The 19,048-nt window shown below is 38.3% G+C and carries 22 protein-coding genes; 14 read left to right on the top strand and 8 right to left on the bottom strand.

Annotated elements, in window-relative coordinates; all coding sequences use genetic code 11:
• Window positions 1-275 precede the first annotated feature (275 nt).
• From ACYVHJ_RS06950 to ACYVHJ_RS06970, 5 genes are all read left to right on the top strand, one after another.
• The gene (locus ACYVHJ_RS06950) at window positions 276-959 is read left to right on the top strand and encodes a YggS family pyridoxal phosphate-dependent enzyme (protein ID WP_339901151.1); all 684 of its coding nucleotides are present in this window, start codon (window positions 276-278) and stop codon (window positions 957-959) included.
• A gap of 5 nt (window positions 960-964) precedes the next feature.
• The gene (locus ACYVHJ_RS06955) at window positions 965-1,339 is read left to right on the top strand and encodes a DUF423 domain-containing protein (RefSeq protein WP_339901150.1); all 375 of its coding nucleotides are present in this window, start codon (window positions 965-967) and stop codon (window positions 1,337-1,339) included.
• Window positions 1,340-1,357: 18 nt separating this feature from the next.
• Window positions 1,358-2,647: a D-alanyl-D-alanine carboxypeptidase/D-alanyl-D-alanine-endopeptidase gene (locus ACYVHJ_RS06960; RefSeq protein ID WP_460513515.1), complete on the top strand. Its 1,290-nt coding sequence runs from the start codon at window positions 1,358-1,360 to the stop codon at window positions 2,645-2,647.
• Between the two features lie 8 nt (window positions 2,648-2,655).
• The gene (locus tag ACYVHJ_RS06965; protein ID WP_460513517.1) at window positions 2,656-3,708 is read left to right on the top strand and encodes a S66 peptidase family protein; all 1,053 of its coding nucleotides are present in this window, start codon (window positions 2,656-2,658) and stop codon (window positions 3,706-3,708) included.
• 90 nt (window positions 3,709-3,798) lie between these two features.
• A complete protein-coding gene (locus ACYVHJ_RS06970) occupies window positions 3,799-4,461 on the top strand; it encodes an SGNH/GDSL hydrolase family protein (RefSeq protein ID WP_460513519.1) in 663 nt (220 codons plus the stop codon).
• A gap of 87 nt (window positions 4,462-4,548) precedes the next feature.
• Here ACYVHJ_RS06970 and ACYVHJ_RS06975 read toward each other — a convergent pair whose 3' ends face one another.
• Window positions 4,549-4,941 carry a DUF1573 domain-containing protein gene (locus ACYVHJ_RS06975; protein WP_460513521.1) on the bottom strand — a complete coding sequence of 131 codons (393 nt, stop codon included), beginning with the start codon at window positions 4,939-4,941 and terminating at the stop codon, window positions 4,549-4,551.
• 45 nt (window positions 4,942-4,986) lie between these two features.
• Entirely contained in the window at window positions 4,987-6,414 is a 1,428-nt protein-coding gene (locus ACYVHJ_RS06980; RefSeq protein ID WP_460513523.1) for an ATP-dependent DNA helicase, read from the bottom strand.
• 16 nt (window positions 6,415-6,430) lie between these two features.
• Here ACYVHJ_RS06980 and ACYVHJ_RS06985 point away from each other — a divergent pair, with 16 nt between their 5' ends.
• The 4 genes from ACYVHJ_RS06985 (at window position 6,431) to coaD (ending at window position 8,886) form a co-directional block, all read left to right on the top strand.
• Window positions 6,431-6,940: an NUDIX hydrolase gene (locus ACYVHJ_RS06985; protein WP_339901135.1), complete on the top strand. Its 510-nt coding sequence runs from the start codon at window positions 6,431-6,433 to the stop codon at window positions 6,938-6,940.
• Between the two features lie 61 nt (window positions 6,941-7,001).
• Entirely contained in the window at window positions 7,002-7,583 is a 582-nt protein-coding gene (locus ACYVHJ_RS06990) for a hypothetical protein (RefSeq protein WP_339901133.1), read from the top strand.
• Between the two features lie 2 nt (window positions 7,584-7,585).
• Window positions 7,586-8,434 carry a DUF3822 family protein gene (locus ACYVHJ_RS06995; protein ID WP_460513526.1) on the top strand — a complete coding sequence of 283 codons (849 nt, stop codon included), beginning with the start codon at window positions 7,586-7,588 and terminating at the stop codon, window positions 8,432-8,434.
• The gene (gene coaD, locus ACYVHJ_RS07000) at window positions 8,431-8,886 is read left to right on the top strand and encodes a pantetheine-phosphate adenylyltransferase (RefSeq protein ID WP_339901131.1); all 456 of its coding nucleotides are present in this window, start codon (window positions 8,431-8,433) and stop codon (window positions 8,884-8,886) included. The genes ACYVHJ_RS06995 and coaD overlap by 4 nt, the downstream gene beginning before the upstream one ends.
• Here the strand turns inward: coaD and ACYVHJ_RS07005 are convergent.
• A complete protein-coding gene (locus tag ACYVHJ_RS07005; protein ID WP_460513529.1) occupies window positions 8,874-9,563 on the bottom strand; it encodes an NUDIX hydrolase in 690 nt (229 codons plus the stop codon). The two genes, coaD and ACYVHJ_RS07005, sit on opposite strands and share 13 nt — an antisense overlap.
• Before the next feature lie 83 nt (window positions 9,564-9,646).
• On the opposite strand from ACYVHJ_RS07005, the gene pyrE reads away from it, so the two are divergent.
• Window positions 9,647-10,291, top strand: coding sequence for an orotate phosphoribosyltransferase (gene pyrE / locus ACYVHJ_RS07010; RefSeq protein ID WP_339901129.1), 645 nt, complete (start codon window positions 9,647-9,649; stop codon window positions 10,289-10,291).
• 102 nt (window positions 10,292-10,393) lie between these two features.
• On the opposite strand, the gene ACYVHJ_RS07015 is transcribed toward pyrE, so the two are convergent.
• On the bottom strand, window positions 10,394-11,179 hold the full coding sequence (locus ACYVHJ_RS07015) for a DUF2400 domain-containing protein (protein ID WP_460513531.1): 786 nt from the start codon (window positions 11,177-11,179) through the stop codon (window positions 10,394-10,396).
• The gene (locus ACYVHJ_RS07020) at window positions 11,172-11,732 is read right to left on the bottom strand and encodes a hypothetical protein (RefSeq protein WP_339901127.1); all 561 of its coding nucleotides are present in this window, start codon (window positions 11,730-11,732) and stop codon (window positions 11,172-11,174) included. Before ACYVHJ_RS07020 ends, ACYVHJ_RS07015 begins: the two co-directional genes overlap by 8 nt.
• 148 nt (window positions 11,733-11,880) lie before the next feature.
• On the opposite strand from ACYVHJ_RS07020, the gene ACYVHJ_RS07025 reads away from it, so the two are divergent.
• The 3 genes from ACYVHJ_RS07025 to ACYVHJ_RS07035 are packed head-to-tail and all read left to right on the top strand — an operon-like array spanning window position 11,881 to window position 15,085.
• The gene (locus ACYVHJ_RS07025; protein WP_460513534.1) at window positions 11,881-13,461 is read left to right on the top strand and encodes a peptide chain release factor 3; all 1,581 of its coding nucleotides are present in this window, start codon (window positions 11,881-11,883) and stop codon (window positions 13,459-13,461) included.
• A 21-nt stretch (window positions 13,462-13,482) separates the two neighbouring features.
• Window positions 13,483-14,214 (top strand): RluA family pseudouridine synthase, encoded by a 732-nt coding sequence (locus ACYVHJ_RS07030; protein WP_460513536.1) that lies wholly within the window; start codon window positions 13,483-13,485, stop codon window positions 14,212-14,214.
• Window positions 14,215-14,227: 13 nt separating this feature from the next.
• Entirely contained in the window at window positions 14,228-15,085 is an 858-nt protein-coding gene (locus tag ACYVHJ_RS07035) for a TraB/GumN family protein (protein WP_460513538.1), read from the top strand.
• Between the two features lie 2 nt (window positions 15,086-15,087).
• On the opposite strand, the gene ACYVHJ_RS07040 is transcribed toward ACYVHJ_RS07035, so the two are convergent.
• Window positions 15,088-15,801, bottom strand: a complete 714-nt coding sequence (locus tag ACYVHJ_RS07040; RefSeq protein ID WP_339903042.1) for a TVP38/TMEM64 family protein — start codon at window positions 15,799-15,801, stop codon at window positions 15,088-15,090.
• A 103-nt stretch (window positions 15,802-15,904) separates the two neighbouring features.
• Between ACYVHJ_RS07040 and ACYVHJ_RS07045 the strand changes: the two genes are divergently transcribed.
• Window positions 15,905-17,050, top strand: coding sequence for a cystathionine gamma-synthase (locus ACYVHJ_RS07045; protein WP_339903041.1), 1,146 nt, complete (start codon window positions 15,905-15,907; stop codon window positions 17,048-17,050).
• Here the strand turns inward: ACYVHJ_RS07045 and ACYVHJ_RS07050 are convergent.
• Window positions 17,047-17,880, bottom strand: a complete 834-nt coding sequence (locus ACYVHJ_RS07050; protein ID WP_339903040.1) for a hypothetical protein — start codon at window positions 17,878-17,880, stop codon at window positions 17,047-17,049. The genes ACYVHJ_RS07045 and ACYVHJ_RS07050 overlap by 4 nt on opposite strands.
• Window positions 17,881-17,882: 2 nt before the next feature.
• Entirely contained in the window at window positions 17,883-18,845 is a 963-nt protein-coding gene (locus ACYVHJ_RS07055; RefSeq protein ID WP_460513541.1) for a Smr/MutS family protein, read from the bottom strand.
• Between the last annotated feature and the right edge of the window lie 203 nt (window positions 18,846-19,048).

Below are 19,048 nucleotides of genomic sequence, written 5' to 3' on the forward strand. Positions count from 1 at the left end.
TAGGGTATAAAAGCCTTTAACCCATCGTCAATAATTTGTCAATTATGTGATTGGATTATTTACTTAGTTAAAAAACACAATTAGATGAAAAACTAAATAATAATTTTCAAGTAAAAAAAGAGCTCTTCACCAATTCCTCCAATTCTAGGAATATTTCTTTGGTAAGCTATTTTAAAAATAAACTTTCAGCTTGTTTATAGTATAATTTTTAGCATTGTCTCCAATATACCAATATCTTTGTTTTGATATTCTATTTCAGGGTAACAAATTCGAAAATGCAAACAAAAGATATAAGCAAAAACCTAAAGGAAATCAAAGACTCATTCCCCAATCCGGAATGTCTTCTTGTAGCTGTAAGTAAGACAAAACCAATTTCAGCGATTCAGGAAGCCTACGAAGCGGGTATTAGGGATTTTGGCGAAAATAAAGTACAGGAAATCACCGAAAAAGCTCCCGCATTACCTGAAGACATCAGGTGGCACATGATCGGACATTTACAACGAAATAAGGTAAAATATATCGTCCCTTTTATTCACCTGATCCACAGTGTGGATTCTTTTCGCTTGTTGAAACAAATTAACAAAGAAGCTAAAAAAATAAACAAATCGACTCACTGCTTATTGCAAGTCCACATTGCCAAAGAAGGAACCAAATTCGGTTGGAACAAGGAGGAATTAAACGAGTTCCTTTTGGGAGATGAAATTAAAACCATGCATAATATTAGAATCATGGGGCTTATGGGGATGGCTACGAACACAGCAAATAAAGATATAATTAAGGAGGAGTTCAGGGCTTTAAAGGCACTCTTTGAAACCTTCAGGGCTCAATCCTTACCTGAGAATGTGGAAATGAAGGAAATATCTATGGGAATGAGTGGAGATTATCTGCTTGCACAGCAAGAAGGGAGCACCATGGTCAGGATAGGAAGCGCCATTTTTGGGTCAAGAAATTATAATTAACCATCATGAAATCAAGTAATCTTATTCAAACAGCTGCAGTATTTGGTGCCCTCGCAGTTATTTTCGGGGCTTTTGGAGCACATGCTCTGGAAGAGATGCTGGTGAGTACCGGAAGGTTAGACACTTATGAAACAGCGGTCAGCTATCATTTTTATCATAGTTTAGCCCTTCTAATGGTGGGTATATTAAGCTTGCAGTTTCCGGATAAAAAACGAATAAATTATAGTGCCCTATTTTTTATAGCAGGGATATTAATTTTCTCAGGAAGCCTATACATCCTTTGTTTAAGCCAAGTTACCTGGTTAGGTGCTATCACGCCTCTTGGGGGACTCTCATTTATCTTAGGCTGGGTAATGTTGCTTCTCAGTTTCGGCAAATAAAAACTTAAGATTGATTGTATGAAGTTAAAATTTTTAGCAACTATTATTGTATGGCTGGCCATTTTTCAAGAAACAGAAGCCCAAGACTTAAGATCTTCATTTTTAGGGTTGGACGAATTAATGGGGGAAAACTCATTTTTTGACAACCATCTTACAGGGTTCATGTTATATGATTTAGATAGCCAAGTGGTTCGCTACGAAAAAAACAGTCATATTTATTTTATACCTGCCTCTACCACCAAATTGTTTACTTTTTTCGGAGCTTTGATGGTGCTTACAGACAGCAGTACTTTTTTGCGGTTTATCCCTGAGGGAAATAACGCAACGATTTGGGGCACCGGAGATCCCTCCTGGAAATACCCGCCCCTCCCACTTCCTGCCATAAAAGATTTTTTAGCCAAATACGATACCCTTTATTATTCTGAGAGCAATTGGAAAAATGAGCCTTTTGGGTATGGCTGGCAATGGGATGATTTCACCTATTCTTACGCTGCAGAAATGTCTCCAATCCCTCTATTCGGGAATCTGGTTAGTGCAAAAAATGTGAACAATAAGCCTGTTTTAAGCCCGGAAATTTTTAATATAGGCTATTCAGACAAGTCCATGAAAAATGTACAACGAAATTGGCGAAACAATCAATTTTATTATAACCCAAGAACCTATAATGGCAGGGACAGTAAGGTTCCGTTTATGACCTCAGCTGAAACTTTTGCAGCGCTTGCAAGCAAAGAATGGGGCATACCTGTGAAGCCTTCCAATGCCACCCTTCCTCCTGACCATTTTGTATTGAAAGGAATACCTACCACAAAACTTTATAAAGAAATGTTGCTGGAAAGTGACAATTTCATTGCAGAACAACTGCTTCTTCAAATTTCCGACAAGTTGTTTTATGAACTGGACAGTGAAAAAGCCATTGAATACATTAAAAAAACGTATCTTTATGACTTACCTGATGACCCTCAATGGGTTGACGGCTCCGGGCTATCAAGACACAATCTGTTCACCCCCCGTACCATGGTATCATTGGCTGAGAAAATTTACCGCTTATTTCCTGACGATGAACTATTCAGCCTTTTGCCGACCGGAGGAAGAACAGGGACTTTAAAATTCAACTATTCAGCCTCCAGGCCTTATGTAATGGCAAAAACAGGGACCATTAGTAACCACCATAGCTTGGTTGGCTATTTAAAAACCAAAAACAATAAAATCTACGCCTTTGCCTTCATGAACAACAATTACCCCTATAAAGCCACAGTGGTAAGAAAAGAGATGGAAAAGGTGCTGTTATATATTCGCGATAACTTCTAATTGCAGCCATGAAAAAACGACACTTTTTACAAAAAATGGGCCTAGGGCTTGGCGCTTTACCAGTTCTAGGTTTTACCCCTACCTCAACAAATTCTTTTGCCCCAAAAAAGCTTTTACCATCTCCTTTAAAAAAAGGTGATTTGGTGGGTTTAATCAGCCCTTCTGCAGCAACAGCAGATTTGATGCAATTTACCTTTGCCAAAGAAGCCATGGAGGGTCTTGGTTTAAAGGTAATTGAAGGAAAATACCTCAAAAGCCGTAGAGGACATCTGGCAGGTACCGACGAAGAAAGAGCGGCAGACCTAAATGAAATGTTTGCCAACAAATCTGTAAAGGCTATTATCTGCATTAGAGGTGGCTCGGGAGCTGCAAGGATTCTCCCCCTAATTGATTACAAAACAGTTAAAAACAACCCGAAGCCTCTGCTTGGCTACAGTGACATCACAGCACTTCACAATGCCCTTTTTGCCCAAACAGGGCTGATTACTTTTCATGGGCCAAATGGCTCGGGTACATGGGGTAAATTTAACGTAAACCAATTCCAGCGAATGTTCTTCGAACAAAATGAAAAACTGGTCTATGAAAATGAGGTAGAAGAAACTGAAGACCTGGTCGTGAAAAAAAATAGAACAAGGACCATCTTCCCCGGCAAGGCAACAGGAGAACTCATAGGCGGAAACCTTACAGTCCTGACTTCCCTAGCTGGCTCCCCTTACCTTCCTTCCTTCAAAGGAAAAATTCTTTTCCTGGAAGACATTGGAGAAGAACCATACAGAATTGACAGAATGATGAGCACTTTGATGCTTATGGGAGTATTCAAGGAAATTAAGGGCTTTGTTTTTGGGCAATGTACCGACTGTGATCCAAGCGGCGGATATGGAAACCTTACCTTAGATCAGATATTTGATGATTACTTGCTCCCTCATAAAATCCCTGCCTTCCGTGGATCCATGATTGGACATGTCCCCAAGCAGTTTTTATTACCTCATGGAGCCCGAGTTATTATGGATGCAGACCAAGGTACTTTGACTACGGACCAATCCATTTTCACAAATCCTTAAGAAGCGGTGCCAAGGATTTTCAATAACAAGCAAAAAGGAGTACTAATCATACTTCTACTTTTCACCCTTTCATGCAATTACAGCCGAAAAATGATTGGAAACAACCCTACAAGTCCGAGTGACTCCCATAAAGGGGCTATTAAACACCTTGCTTTAGGAGACAGCTACACCATAGGTGAAGGTGAAATCCCTGAAAACACTTACCCTTTTCAAGCGGTAAAATCACTTGAAAAGCAAGGGATAACTTTTGCTCCAATTAAGGTTATTGCCAAGACCGGCTGGACTAGTGGAGAACTTCTTAAGGCATTGGAAAAGGAGAACCTCTCTCCCAACTCCTTTGATACTGCAAGCCTACTCATTGGTGTAAACAATCAATATCGAGATAAAAGCCAATCCCAGTTTAAAGCAGAGTTGCGTGAACTTATCGCAAGGGCCCAGCGCTACCTTAAGCCTGCCAAGCAAAACAACCTGGTACTTTTATCTATTCCGGACTGGGGTGTCACCACTTTTGGTATGTCCCATCAAAAACCTCAGGTACAAATAAAAGAAGAGATCGATGCGTTTAACGAACTGGTCAAACAAGAAGCATTGAATCAAGGATTACACCATATTGAAATCACTAAACATTACAGGAAACATGGCGGGGATAAGGAAAACATGGTCTCCGACGGCTTGCACCCAAATAAAAACATCTATAAAGTTTGGGCCAATCTCCTGAGCAAAAAATTAAAAGATTTTATAAAAAAGCAATGAGTTTAGCATTCCCCTAAACAAAACAAAGCCTGCCTCAAATCACTTTGGGGCAGGCTTTGTAATTTATAAAAAATTAAAACTTTTTGCTTATTTAGGTAGCACATTTGAAATCAATGACACCTTCTCAATGGGTTCGGTCGCATTGGAATAAATTCTAACTACGCTGTTTTGTTTACCCATTTTTCCTGCACTATTGAATGAGACTTTAATTTCGGCTGTTTTACCCGGAGCTACCGGCTCCTTAGGCCAGCTGGGCACGGTACAACCACATGTTGCGGCCACATTTGAGATAATTAACGGTTCGTTTCCTGTGTTGGTGAGTTTAAACACATTTTCCACCTTATCTCCTTGCTTGATATCACCAAAATCTTTGGAATCTGCCTCAAATGTAATGACAGGACCCTTTGCTGCTTTTTCTTGGGCAATTGCAAATGCTGTGCTTAATACAATTGCCAATACTACTGTTAATAACCTTTTCATATGTGTCAAATTTAATTCTTTCTCAATTTTTACAAAAAAACACTACTATCTAATGAAGAAATTGTTGTGAAAGTTCACCATAAACAATTCTTTTCTTGCACGGGTCATGGCCGTATATAGCCATCTCACGTAATTTTTATCAATTTGTTCTTCATTCAAATAACCTTGGTCAACAAAAACCGCATCCCATTGCCCACCTTGAGATTTATGACAAGTAAGCGTATAAGCGTATTTGACCTGCAGAGCGTTTAAATAAGGATCTTTACTCATCGCTTCTCTGATCTTACTTTTTTGTCCCAAATCCTGATAGTCCTCCTCCACCAACTGATAGAGCGCTTTCCACTCTTCCATTCCCAAAGCAGGTTTATTTGAATGTAAGGTATCCAGTATCACCCGTGCCTCAAAAGGAACTTCATCGGGATAATCTATCAATCTCAATTCTAGCGTAGCAAACCTTAGGCCATAAATTTCCTCAAAAGAACGAATTTTAAGTATCTCTACAAAATCTCCATTGGCCAAAAAACTAACCTTCTCTGAAGACTCCATATAGCTATAGTTATTTTTAACAATCATTAACCTTTCACCGGCACTTAACTCATCTTCGTAGTAAAAAATCGAATTTCTAATGTATTTATTGTATTGGACCGCGGCCTTATTGGACCTAGTAATAATCATGGTATTGTCCAGTCCAAATTTATCATAGGCATAACGTAAACCATCTTCCAGTCTCTCCCCGGTCATCCGGTAAAAATCTTTGAATCCTTTGGTGTTAAATGATATACTAGGTTTAGGTTTTTGGACTTCATTTCTAAGGGTAGTGGCATTGGCCAATATTCCTGAATCTTGCTCTTGTCTGGTTACTATGGTTAGTAATGCCTCATTTACATCCAATTTAAAATTTCTTGTCAGGTAATTTTTATCCAACCCGGGGCTGTCTTCACTTCCAACCGGAGGCAATTGGGCAATATCTCCAATCAATAGCAGCCTGTTTTCCGGATTTTGAAAAACAAAACCTATTAGATCTGCCAAGAGGGATTTCCCTCCCATTCTATCATCGGAAAGCATAGAGGCTTCATCTACAATAAAGACAGATTTTTGGTAATAATTTTTTTGAACAACGAATCCATCTCCACCGTCTACAAGCCCCTGTTTTGCTCTATAAATTATTTTATGAATCGTATAGCCTGTTTTGTCTGCATAAGCACTCATAACCTTGGCCGCACGCCCTGTGGGAGCTAACATCACAGCCCTTAGACCCAAAGATGGCAAAGCTCTTACCAAAGCAGCTAACACAGTAGTTTTACCGGTACCTGCATAGCCTTTGAGTATATAAGTTGCCCCTGCAGGAATTTTTTTATCTAAAAAAGCATCCATGGCATTAAAGAAATATTCCTGGTCAGTGGTAGGGCTGTGGGGGAAATATTTCCTTATCCTTTGGGAAGGCTTTAAACTTGCGTGATTATCTTTATGCATCTATTGCGAAACTAAGATGAAAAACCCGAACATAAAAAAAGACATAATTGATAATTTCGGAAACCGCCTCAGGACGAGGGTTAACGGCATATTGATTCAAGAGGATAAAATTTTAATGGTCAAACATCAAATGGGCGACAACCACTATTTTTGGAACGTACCAGGAGGTGGCATGCAGTATGGTCAGGATGCCAAATCAAACTTAAAACGGGAGTTTCTGGAAGAAACCGGTTTAGAAATTGAGGTGGGAGCATATCAATTTGTTCATGAATTTTTATCCCCTCCCTTACACGCTATCGAATTATTCTTTGAAGTTAGCCAAACAAATGGTAAATTAGAAGTTGGAATTGATCCTGAGTTAGAAACCGACAAACAGGTTATTGAGGAGGTTAAATTTCTAAGCATGGAAGAAATAAAAAATATCCCGTCTGATAAAAAACATGCACTATTTGGAAGAATAAATTCTTTGAATGATGTAAGAATATGGAAAGGATATTTTAATTTTGGAAATAAATGCATAAAATAGCATTCTAATACGAACCATCAATTCTTTATAATAATTTAATTACGCTTTAAAGCTATTCAAAATGACATTGAGTAAAATCTTATCGATTGTTTTTCTATTGGGAGCCTTAGGTCTCGGGTACAAGCTTTATCTGGGTGTAGATGAAGTTGTGGAAGAGGAAAAAATTCTCCAGAGGACTGAAGAAAGAATAATTGAGAAACTGGAAATGCTAAGAGATGCCCAAATCGCTTATCAGGCAGCAAATAATGAGTATGCTTCCAACTGGCCGGATCTTAAAAAATTCATCCAAGAAGGTAATATTTACCTTGTTCAGCGGACTGAAACCACCAAGTTGTTAGACTATGGTAAAGAAGAAACTACAGTAACCTTGGATACATTGGGAGCTGTAAATGTTCAGGATTCATTATTCAACAAGAATAAATACCCTGATTTTGAACTTGACTTATTAAATGTAGTTCCTGGTTCAGGAGGTAAAACTTTTGAGTTCTTTGCAGACAAGATTGAGCGTAGCAATAGAGAAATTGCTGTGTTTGAAATCAGAGACCCTGCACCTCGCAATCCTGAAAGAAGAAGGAACAACAATGAGAAAGCACTTAGAGTTGGTTCAAGAACCGATTCTTCGACTTCAGGAAACTGGGAATAAATTTGGATAAGGTAGGATCCCATATTCAAAGTAAATTCATTAGCGATAAATATGATATGCAAGACATATCCTATTTATCGCTTTTCTTATATGAGAAACTTCTGGCCGTTATAGCCCATACGGAGGAGAGTCAAAAAATCACGGCTTCTTTTATCTATTCCTTTCAGGAAAAGGAAACGGTAAATCAGATCATAGAAACAGAAGAGATTTTCAATGCCCCCAACTCTGAAGGCAAGCTTTACCTCCATCACCAAAGATTCACCCTCGTTCCCACCCCATTGTTTAATGCTTCTCAATGCTCCCAATACTTGAGCTTTGCAACCGAAATAAATAAGGAAAAAGACAATATCACTTATACAGGCATTGCCAACAATAGCATCCAAGTGCTAGGCACTGCAGACAAGCAATTATTGGATCAACTAGACAAAAAATTACCTGAATTGGAAATTACACATGGGGCATCTCATGTTTTAGATTATTTCTTGAGTCAAAATCAGGATTTCCAAAGCCAGGAGTTATTCATACACGCATCACCTGACTGTATGTATTTGGCAGCTTTTACAGAAGGAAAATTATCACTATTCAATAGGTTTATTATTCCGGACGAAGCCACATTTCTACGGTATATCTTTACATTTATCCAGCAGATGGCCTTTGACAGAACGCATTGCAAGATTCGTCTTTTTGGCAATCCTGAATGGCTTCACACCAGTAAGGAAGCCATGGATTTATATTTTAAAAACATACACTTAACACCACCCGAGCAAAACGTTTCCTATCTCCCGGGAGCAGAATCCTTTTTAAACACCCATCTTCTAGAGGCTTTCTGGCAACAAAAAATTATTTCATGAAAAAGACAGCACTGTTTCCAGGCTCTTTTGACCCTTATACAAATGGTCATCATGACATTGTCATGAGAGGATTAAACATCTTCGATGAGGTAATTATTAGTATTGGTCACAATACCAGCAAAAAAAACAGGTATTTTGACATTGATTTTATGGTGGAAAAAATCAAGCAAACCTACAAGAACATTCCTGCCGTTAAAATTATTGTTTATGATGAATTAACTTCCTCATTGGCAAAAAAACATGATGCCAAGTATTTGCTTCGTGGGTTGAGAAACACTACTGATTTTGAATATGAGAATACCATCAGTCAAATGAACAGGTATCTCAATGAATCGCTGGAAACCGTTTTTCTAATCACTACTCCAAAATATGCAGCCATCAGTTCTACCATCATCAGGGAAGTACATAAATACGGTGGCAATGTCAACAAATTCCTTCCTTATAAGGTTTGAGCAATTTTAGGAGTCAATTTTAAAAATCTCTTGTACAAATAACGCATAGAAGGGTAAGAATTAATCAATGCAGTTTTTGCTTCATGATGTTGCAGCCATTTAATATCATCGATCCCTTCTTCCACCTGAGGTTTCATCATTGAATCATCGATACTTTTCATTTTGTACCAATACGTTTTTTTCAAAATACTTTTCTTATTCTGAGTATAGGTATGCCAAGTAATGCAAATTGGCTTGTTGAGTTTCACTTTAATATTGCACTCTTCCTCAACTTCCCTTACAGCACATCCTTCCGGCGTTTCCTTCTTTTCAAACTTACCTTTAGGGAGATCCCATTTGCCAAGTCTATGGATGAACAATATCTTGTCTTCCTTTGTAACTACTCCTCCTGCTGCTTTAATTATCAAAAACCTACTTTTAATAAATTTTTTAAGCATTGCTTTCTCGGCAGTAACCAAAGTGATACTATCCAGGTTTTTAAGCTTTCTGGAACGCAATAAATAAAGCAGTTGGACGATTACATCCTTCGAGGGATTTTTTATCAACACATCATCATGAAATTCTGCTGACGGAGGTAATTCATTTGGATTATCGTAAACACATTCAAAGGATTTTTTTGGTAAAAACTTCTTTGAACTAACTAAGTCTAATGGCTTATCGTTGATGAATATTTTCATAAACAGATCTAATTTTTCTAAAATTGCAATTTTTTTCCAGCGTGCACAACCCTGAGTAAATATTAAATGGTTAAATTTATCGCATGGAAATTTATGATCAAAGCACCGCTTCTCAAATCGCAAAAAAGCTACTTGAAATAAAAGCCATCAAACTATCGCCTAAGGATCCGTTTACTTGGGCATCTGGATGGAAATCACCTATCTATTGTGACAACAGACTTTCACTTTCATTCCCTGAGGTAAGAAAATTTATTCAAGAAAAATTAACTAGTGTAGTACGTACGCATTTTTTAAACATTGAAGCCATTGCAGGAGTAGCCACAGCAGGCATCCCTCAAGGTGTGCTTATTGCTGACAAGCTTGATGTACCCTTTGTCTATGTACGCTCTAAAGCCAAAGGCCATGGGATGGAAAATATGATTGAAGGGAAAATCACCCCCGGACAAAAAGTGGTGGTGGTAGAAGACCTTGTGTCCACCGGTGGAAGTTCTCTCAAAGCCGTAAATGACCTTCGAGCAGCAGGATTTGAAGTCTTGGGGATGGTTGCCATTTTCACCTATGGCTTTGAAATATCCGATAAAAATTTCGAAAAAGAAGGTGTTAAACTATACTGCCTAAGCGATTACAGTTCTTTGCTTCCCCAAGCTCTAAAGCAAGGTTATGTTTCTGAAGCCGACATGAATACATTGGCTGACTGGAGAAAAGGGCCTGACACTTGGCAACCTTAAGAAGGAAAATGCAATAATTTATAAAGTTTACCTAATACCAATCCCTCAAATCATTTGATTTGGGGGATTGGCTTTTATGGAGGAATTAACGCCTCGTTTAGACTATTTCAAGTGCATCTTCTGTTCCTTTTCCAAGACCCCTAAACCAAATAGAGCAAAATCATATTTAACTGGATCTACGGCATCCATAAGCCTTAAATTCCTGGTCAACTCCATGGCTGTTTGCCAGTCTGTTTGTTTTCGTTGGATAAGACCAAGCGAACGTCCTATTCTGTCTACATGCAGGTCACAAGGACAAACCAATTGGGCCGGGGAGATTTTATTCCATAATCCAAAATCAACTCCCTTTCCATCTTTTCTCACCATCCATCTCAAAAACATATTGATCCGCTTGCAAGCAGACTTTTTCTTCGGACTGGCAATGTGTTTTCTCGTTCGCCTAGGGGCTTGTTCTGATTGAAAAAACAAATCATGAAAATTACTAAGGAGTACTTCCATGGCATCCACATCTTCACTATGCCCAATGGTGAAGGCCTGCTCTAAACTCTCATTTTCTCTATAATACCTAGAAAAAAAATCTATAAAATAAAGGGTATCTATATCATTAAAAGTTCGATGCTTAAATTTCATCAATTGTTTAAGCTCCTTATCTGAGTGGTTTAAAACAAAATCATAAGGGCTATTGCCCATTAAGTCCATCAATTCTAAACTCTTATTGATGATGGTTTTGCGCTGTCCCCAGGCGAGAATGGCTGCAAAAAATCCTGAAATCTCAATATCTTGTAACCTTGAAAAGCGATGGGGAATGGAGATAGGGTCGTCTTCAATAAAGGAAGGTTGATTAAAAAGGAAAACTTTTTCATCCAAAAAGTACTTTAGATTATCCATCAGCCAAAACCACTTTTACTTCTCCTCCCTGGGTACCGTCAAACCATTTAAGTAAGATACTTTCCTCGTCCTTTGAAGCAATATGCCAATCAAAGCACTTAATTTTCGCTAAACTAATTAACTTATCATCCTCAGGTTTGTAGAGACATATATCGAAATCCGGAATATTGGCCAATTCGGTAGAGTTCCATTTTTCAAGCAGCCAACCCTCTTCCATAATGATGATTCGTTTCCCAAAGACAAAGTCTTCAATAACAGAAGGTATTCCATCATTTCTTCTGAGGTGATAACACTCCGGACCGAAAATTATTTGTTTATGAAGTTTTCCTTCAATTAAATTTGACTCCTCTGTCATGTAAACCCACTCAGATTTATTCTGTATTTTGGTGGTGGAACCACCAAATTTCGTCAATAGTGAAGATAGCCAAGAAAAGAAATAAGTTATGCCAATGAATAGCAGCCCGAAAGTGGCGAGTACGGGATACGTTAGGACGAAGATGGCATTCCAAATAAATTTGAAAAACCTATGGAAGAAAAGTTCAATTGAATTCATTATTTACCAATGCAATTTCAAAATTAAGTCAAAATACCCAAACAAGCAAAAATCAAATTTTGCTAAACAATCCCGACTCCCATCAGGATAAATCCTGACATTGTCAACTGATTTACCTACCTTTGCAGGCTGAAAACACCTAAGCACCATGACCCTAACTGAAGAGATAGCGAAGAGAAAGACTTTTGGAATAATAGCTCACCCAGATGCAGGAAAGACCACCTTAACAGAAAAAATGCTACTTTTTGGTGGTGCCATTAAAACTGCGGGAGCTGTAAAGTCAAATAAAATTGACACTGCAACCAAGTCCGATTGGATGGAAATTGAAAAACAGAGAGGAATCTCTGTAGCCACTTCCGTTATGGGGTTTGAATACAAGGGACAAAAAATAAACCTTCTTGACACCCCCGGGCACCAAGATTTTGCTGAAGACACCTACCGTACACTGACGGCAGTTGACTCTGTCATTATGGTTATTGACTGTGTAAAGGGGGTGGAAATTCAAACCGAGAAATTAATGGAAGTTTGCCGAATGAGGAAAACTCCCGTTATCTGTTTTATTAATAAGTTGGATAGGGAAGGACGAGATCCCTATGACCTGCTAGATGAAGTAGAAACCAAATTAAACATCCAGGTAAGACCACTATCCTGGCCCATCTCTATGGGTAAATCCTTTAAGGGGGTATACAACTTGTATGACAAGCAGTTGAACCTATTTACACCTAGTCAGCGGAAATTAAGTGATGACAGGGTTATCATTGAAGACTTAAGCTCAGAAGTATTGGATAACCGAATAGGCACGAGCTTAGCAGACCAACTGAGGGAAGATGTAGAATTAATTGATGGAGTGTATCCGGAATTTGATCCCAAAGAGTACCTTGAAGGAAGCGTTGCACCGGTATTTTTTGGATCTGCTGTCAATAACTTTGGGATCAAAGAAATGCTGGACACTTTTATTAAAATAGCCCCCGGTCCAAAAAGTCGCCAAACAGAGCAGAGAGAGGTTGCTCCTACAGAGGATCAATTCAGTGGATTCATATTTAAAATCCACGCCAATATGGATCCAAAGCACCGAAACCGTATCGCATTCTTACGGATATGTTCTGGGAAATTTACACGAAACAAGCCCTACAATCATGTAAGAGGTACCAAGCCATTGCGTTTTTCCAATGTCACCTCCTTTATGGCGCAGGATAAAGAAATAATTGAGGAGGCATTTCCTGGAGATATTGTAGGTCTTTATGATACAGGAAATCTAAAAATTGGAGACAGCATTACTGACGGGGAAGACCTCACTTTCAAAGGTATCCCAAGCTTCTCTCCGGAGATTTTCCGAGAAGTGGTTAACAAGGATGCCATGAAGACCAAGCAACTTGAAAAAGGCTTGCAACAATTAATGGAAGAAGGGGTCGCGCAGCTTTTTACTTTTGAAATAGGTTCAAGAAAGGTGGTTGGTACAGTAGGTCAGCTTCAATTTGAAGTAATAAAATTTAGATTGAAAAACGAATACAATGCCACCGCTGATTTTGTTCCAATGAACTTGTACAAGGCTTGCTGGATCACAAGTACTGACAAAAAGAAATTGGATGAATTTATCCGTTCCAAGCAAAGGCATATTGCCAAAGACAAAGATGGTAAGCTTGTATTCATGGCAGAAAGCAAGGCTTGGCTCCAAATGGTTAAGGACAATTTTCCTGAAATAGAATTTCACTACACATCAGAATTATAAATTCATTAAACCTGATCATACATGAAAAAGCCATTTAACGTTATATATGAGGACAATCATTTGCTAGTCGTTAACAAGGCTGCAGGTATATTGGTACAAGGAGACAAAACGGGAGACAAGACACTTACTGACCTTTGCAAAACCTATATCGCCAATAAATACAACAAGCCCGGGGCAGTGTTCCTCCACCCCGTTCACAGGCTAGATAGGCCAGTAAGTGGGATTGTGGTGTTTGCCAGAACCTCCAAAGCTTTAGAAAGGATGACTGCTTTGTTCAGAAAAAGAGAAGTCCACAAGGTATATTGGGCAGTAGTAAAGAGAAGACCTAAAGAGGAATCAGGAAAATTAACGCATTGGCTGGTAAAAGATTCAGACAAAAACACCTCCACCGCCTATGACAAAGAGGCTCCCAATTCCAAAAGATCTGAATTAACTTATAAGAGCTTGGGCAAGCTAAATGACCACTGGCTATTGGAGCTTCGCCCTATTACGGGAAGACCTCATCAATTGCGCGTGCAGCTATCAACCATGAATTGTCCGATAAGGGGTGACATAAAATATGGATTCTCAAAGCCAAACCCTGATGCAAGTATCAACCTTCATGCATTTCATTTGGTATTTATCCACCCCATCAAAAAAGAAAAATTGTTCTTAAGAGCAGCATTACCGGAAGAACCGTTTTGGGAGCAGTTTTTAGAGTTCGAAAATATAAAATCAGCTGATCGCCGCTTAGACAATACATTTAGCGGATAAAACCTTTTGAACAATGTTAAAAAAATATTTTTTCACCTGTCTATTTTTTCTGGGGTCAATTTCAGCTTTTGGCCAAGAGGAAGAAGGGGTTTTTTGGGAAATAATCGGCCCTGATTCCTCAACACCCTCTTACCTTTTCGGGACGATTCACCTAATTTGCCAGGAAGATTTTGTAATCAACGACAAGATAGCCGATAAGTTAAAGAGGGCTGACTATCTAGTACTTGAAATTGATATGGATGACCCTCAACTTCAAGTGGCCATGCAGCAGAATCTTTACAATAAAGAGGGGCAAAAAATTTCTGATTTCCTTTCTGAAGAAGCGTATCATACCGTTCATACGTTTATTAAAGAAAGGACAGGAATGGACATGGACATGCTAAAAGAAATGCGCCCAATGGTTTTGATGTCGCTTTTATACAATAACCTCTTAGAATGTGAAACCATGTCCTTAGAGATGGAATTGATGTCATTGGCAAATACAGGTAACAAAGAAGTGCTTGGCTTGGAAACTGTTGAAGACCAAATGTCCCTTTTTGACCATATTCCCTTAAGCAAGCAGTACGAAAGCTTTTACGCTTATATCAAAGATATTGAAAAAGGTCAGGATGAGTTCCGGGAACTTATCAATGCCTATAAAGAAGAAAAAATCGTTGACCTATTGCAGATGGTCGCCGAAAGTCCTGAATACAAAGATTACCAAGATGTATTTCTCTATGAAAGAAACCAAAATTGGCTGAAACCCATGAAACGTATAATGAAAAACGGTCAGGCATTTTTTGCTGTTGGCGCCGGTCATTTGGCAGGACCAAAAGGATTAATCCAGCTATTAAAAAGCCAAGGTTTCACGGTAAAAAGAATTGATTTTTAATCCTATTTCTTAGAAACGGACTTGGTAAAAAAAGCATAAATCCCTGCTACGCTTAGGATCAATAATGCTGCAATAAGCACATATTGCCAAATTGAGGATTTGGAAGTAAGGGCTTCTTGAATACTCCCGGCCAAAGCCCCAGACGAAAAAGCCAGCAAGGTTCTGGGCAACATACCCAAAAGCCCAAACCACAATACCCTCTTCATCCCTGTTCTCAACAAGGCAAACACCAAATTTGAAATGGCAAAAGGGATGACGGGGCTTATTCTGACAAAAAATATTAAACTGCCCATTTGTCCTTTTTTCTCCGATATAAGCTTTTTTGCTTTTGGGTAAGGATCCAAGAGCAAATCAAGGCTGTCTTTATCTAATACTCTGCCTAGACCATAACCTACTGCACTAGCAAGCGTATAAGCCAAAACCAAATAGGGAAAAGCATGCCAACCAAAGATATAACCGGAAATGACTGCAAAAAAAGTGGTAGGAACCAAGGCCAACCCCATTAAAACAGTGCCTGAAATGGAATAAATCAAAGCAATTTCTGGCTCAATTATTGGGGATAAATTTATTTCAGACCAATGCCTATAAATCCAGTTTCCAATTAGTAAGGCACCTATTGAGGGAAGGATGCTTACCCATAGAATGGCTACAAGAACCCAGGGGCTTTGGTTATAGATATTCCTGAAATGCTTGAAAATAGGCGGTTTTTTATTCATCTTTGAACAAAACTAGAAATAATTCTGACTAAAATTTAACCGGACCAAAGCTTAATTAAAAAATTGTCTTGTTTAGTCGATAAAATCTATATAAATCAACCTTATGAAATTTGCCACAAAAGCCATACATGCAGGGATTAAACCGGACATCGGTACAGGAGCCATTATGACTCCAATTTTTCAAACTTCTACTTATGTTCAAAAATCACCGGGAGACCACAAAGGTTTTGAATATTCCAGAACACAAAATCCAACTAGACAAGCGTTGGAACAAAATTTGGCTGCACTGGAAAATGGGCAGCATGGTTTATGCTTTTCCTCCGGAATGGCAGCAATAGATTGCATTCTTAAACTATTGAAGCCGGGTGACGAGGTTATAAGTACCAATGATCTTTATGGTGGCACTTATAGAATTTTCACCAAAGTATTTTCCAAATATGGAATAAAGTTTCACTTTGTCAACATGGAAAAACCTGAGGAAATTCTTCCCCTTATCAATGAGAATACCAAAATGATATGGGCTGAAACTCCGACTAACCCCATGATGAACATTATTGACATCAAGGCATTAGCAAAAATTGCGAAAAACAACCATCTTCTATTGGGAGTTGACAATACCTTTGCGACTCCTTTTTTGCAAAGCCCAATAGATCTAGGTGCAGACCTTGTCATGCATTCTGTTACTAAATACCTTGCCGGTCATTCAGATGTAGTCATGGGAGCCATAGTTGTAAAGGACAAGAAACTTGCAGAGGAGCTGGCTTTTATTCAAAATTCCTGTGGAGCAGTACCCGGACCACAAGATTGCTTTTTAGTCTTGAGAGGTATCAAAACCCTTCACCTAAGAATGGAAAGACATTGCCAAAATGGAAAAACCATCGCTGCCTATTTGAAAAATCACCCTAAAGTTGAAAAAGTTTTTTGGCCCGGATTTGAAGACCACCCAAACCATGCCATCGCAAAAGCTCAAATGAAAGATTTTGGAGGCATGCTATCTTTCACCTTGAAGGGCAACAATATTGAGGATGCCATAAAGATTTTAGAGAATTTTAGAATATTCGTTCTGGCAGAATCTTTAGGTGGAGTGGAATCACTTTGTGGACACCCTGCCACAATGACTCATGCTAGTATTCCAAAATCTGAAAGGGAAAAAGTAGGCTTATCCGATTCTTTGATCAGGTTAAGTGTAGGTATAGAAGATGCTGAAGACTTAAAGAATGACCTTGCACAGGCAATGGAAAAACTTTAATGAAGCATGTTTGTAAATAACTGCTGACATCTGGCATCTATAGCATTGGTTGATTCTTTATGGCTCTTTTGTAAGAGGGTAAGTACCGGTTGGTATTTTTTACTTACATCTTCCTTCTTGCCCAAATGGTTGCCCAAATGCTGGAGAAAAAGTTGATTTTTATACCAATCATCCATTTTCTTAGAAAGGATGTCGATTTCTTTGTGAACGACATGAGTAAAAACAGCATTCAACCCTATAGATAACCTGATTTTTTCCAGGACAGTAACTTTTTTCAAACCTTTATAAATTTCGCTGATTGTTTGTGCATCTAGTCTTGTCTTTGTCCCAAAATGAAAAAAGTCAATCTCTTCATTAATTATCTGATTGATAGCAGTATTAATATTCAAGATTGACATCCCTTGTGAAAACTTATAAATATCTCGGTAGAGGGTTTCCCATTGATGTAAAGGGATAGAAAGAATCAGCTCGTAAACCTCCGTATAAACCCTATCTTTATCGGAAGAAATGAGTTTCTCGTAGTCAGGGTACTCGCCTTTTTCTTTCATATGGCCAACAAATCCCTCCTGGATCAAGCGTATATGTTTGACTTTGCGTAGGTCTTTCTGCAAAGGTTTAAAGGGAGAAAAAATTTTGCCAATCTTTTTTTTCTTATTGAAATGAACCCTTTCCAACAACTGTATATATACACTAAAAAAATCCAAATGAGTCTCCAGCTCTGTTGCTTTCTTTGATCTCATTTTTTTTGAAAGTTCTTCAAACAATACCTTCCCGGCATCGTAGTGCTTGTCAAAAACATGTAAAACCAAGGGTAAGGTAGATGCTTCCATCGCTATTCATTTATTTTTACTGTTGTGGCTCCATATCCAAAATTAGTCTTTTGACTGTCTTTAAAGTATTTAATCCCTTGTAGTTGACTTAAATACTTGTGTATATTTTTCCTTAAAACCCCATTCCCAATGCCATGAATAAAAACAATCTCGTCCATTCCTGAAGCAATGGCATCATTGAGATTTGATTCAAATGTTTTCATCTGCAGTTGTAACATTTCACTGTTACTCATCAGGTCATGGTCTTTTGTCAATTTATCTATATGTAAATCAATAGAAGCAGGAGGCCTTTTAACTTTTGCCGCGGGGTAAACATCTTCAGGACTGGGATTAAACTCCTTATTCAATTGATTAATATTCAATGTTTTGACAGTATTGTCTAACCTAAAAAAATAGGCTTCTTTATTTATTAATGGCGCTTTCCCTTTATTTTTAAAAAATGAAGAAGCTATTAATTTTATATTTCTTACTTGTACAGGTTGTTGTTTATCAAATCGCTTATTTAAAAAAACCATCATTACACTGAATGGAGGCCACTGCTCGAAATCAGGAAGCATTTTTTCTCCTAATTTGGTAAAGGACTTTCCTTTCACTACACCTGCACCCATATTTTTCGTGTTGTTCTGCTGATGTTCGTCAAAAGAATATAGACAATCCTTTGTGAGGTTATTGATAAGCATCATGTCATAAACCTGATCATTGTAAGGAACATAAGCTATAAACATTCCTTCTTCGGTAAGAGCAGGATCACTTTTGGGAAGCGTAGATTGAAACCCGGATGATTTTTTTGGTTTGGTATCAAAATAAGTCTCTTCAGCCTCATTGATAACCACTACCTCTGATTTGAGGGCAGGGATTCTAAATCCATCCTCAATTTCAATTTCAACCTGGCCACCGGAAGAAAGTTTGGTAATTATACCTTCCTCTTTCCCATGCAACAACCTTACTTTATCCCCTATATTCATGTCTCAAATTTACCAAATAGATTGGGGAAATTCATACTTAATCACTTTTGATTCTAGGAATCCCCTTTTATTTCCATTTCAAGATTCGACAATCATGTATCCCAGCAGCATGGTCGTCCCCTTATTTGCTACCTTATTAACTATGTAAAAATTCCCAATAGTTCAAAAGTATAATGCCTGGCTTTCAATCTTTCCTTTATAAT

This window comes from Cyclobacterium sediminis, assembly GCF_054781075.1.

Coding starts and splice junctions, on each gene's coding strand:
- ACYVHJ_RS07050 (WP_339903040.1), bottom strand. CDS start 17,880: ATGGAAGCATCTACCTTACCCTTGGTTTTACATGTTTTTGACAAGCAC.
- ACYVHJ_RS06950 (WP_339901151.1), top strand. CDS start 276: ATGCAAACAAAAGATATAAGCAAAAACCTAAAGGAAATCAAAGACTCA.
- ACYVHJ_RS07040 (WP_339903042.1), bottom strand. CDS start 15,801: ATGAATAAAAAACCGCCTATTTTCAAGCATTTCAGGAATATCTATAAC.
- pyrE (WP_339901129.1), top strand. CDS start 9,647: ATGGAAATTTATGATCAAAGCACCGCTTCTCAAATCGCAAAAAAGCTA.
- ACYVHJ_RS07025 (WP_460513534.1), top strand. CDS start 11,881: ATGACCCTAACTGAAGAGATAGCGAAGAGAAAGACTTTTGGAATAATA.
- coaD (WP_339901131.1), top strand. CDS start 8,431: ATGAAAAAGACAGCACTGTTTCCAGGCTCTTTTGACCCTTATACAAAT.
- ACYVHJ_RS07055 (WP_460513541.1), bottom strand. CDS start 18,845: ATGAATATAGGGGATAAAGTAAGGTTGTTGCATGGGAAAGAGGAAGGT.
- ACYVHJ_RS06980 (WP_460513523.1), bottom strand. CDS start 6,414: ATGCATAAAGATAATCACGCAAGTTTAAAGCCTTCCCAAAGGATAAGG.
- ACYVHJ_RS06975 (WP_460513521.1), bottom strand. CDS start 4,941: ATGAAAAGGTTATTAACAGTAGTATTGGCAATTGTATTAAGCACAGCA.
- ACYVHJ_RS06955 (WP_339901150.1), top strand. CDS start 965: ATGAAATCAAGTAATCTTATTCAAACAGCTGCAGTATTTGGTGCCCTC.
- ACYVHJ_RS07030 (WP_460513536.1), top strand. CDS start 13,483: ATGAAAAAGCCATTTAACGTTATATATGAGGACAATCATTTGCTAGTC.
- ACYVHJ_RS06990 (WP_339901133.1), top strand. CDS start 7,002: ATGACATTGAGTAAAATCTTATCGATTGTTTTTCTATTGGGAGCCTTA.
- ACYVHJ_RS07015 (WP_460513531.1), bottom strand. CDS start 11,179: ATGGATAATCTAAAGTACTTTTTGGATGAAAAAGTTTTCCTTTTTAAT.
- ACYVHJ_RS06965 (WP_460513517.1), top strand. CDS start 2,656: ATGAAAAAACGACACTTTTTACAAAAAATGGGCCTAGGGCTTGGCGCT.
- ACYVHJ_RS07045 (WP_339903041.1), top strand. CDS start 15,905: ATGAAATTTGCCACAAAAGCCATACATGCAGGGATTAAACCGGACATC.
- ACYVHJ_RS07035 (WP_460513538.1), top strand. CDS start 14,228: ATGTTAAAAAAATATTTTTTCACCTGTCTATTTTTTCTGGGGTCAATT.
- ACYVHJ_RS06960 (WP_460513515.1), top strand. CDS start 1,358: ATGAAGTTAAAATTTTTAGCAACTATTATTGTATGGCTGGCCATTTTT.
- ACYVHJ_RS07020 (WP_339901127.1), bottom strand. CDS start 11,732: ATGAATTCAATTGAACTTTTCTTCCATAGGTTTTTCAAATTTATTTGG.
- ACYVHJ_RS06985 (WP_339901135.1), top strand. CDS start 6,431: ATGAAAAACCCGAACATAAAAAAAGACATAATTGATAATTTCGGAAAC.
- ACYVHJ_RS06970 (WP_460513519.1), top strand. CDS start 3,799: ATGATTGGAAACAACCCTACAAGTCCGAGTGACTCCCATAAAGGGGCT.
- ACYVHJ_RS07005 (WP_460513529.1), bottom strand. CDS start 9,563: ATGAAAATATTCATCAACGATAAGCCATTAGACTTAGTTAGTTCAAAG.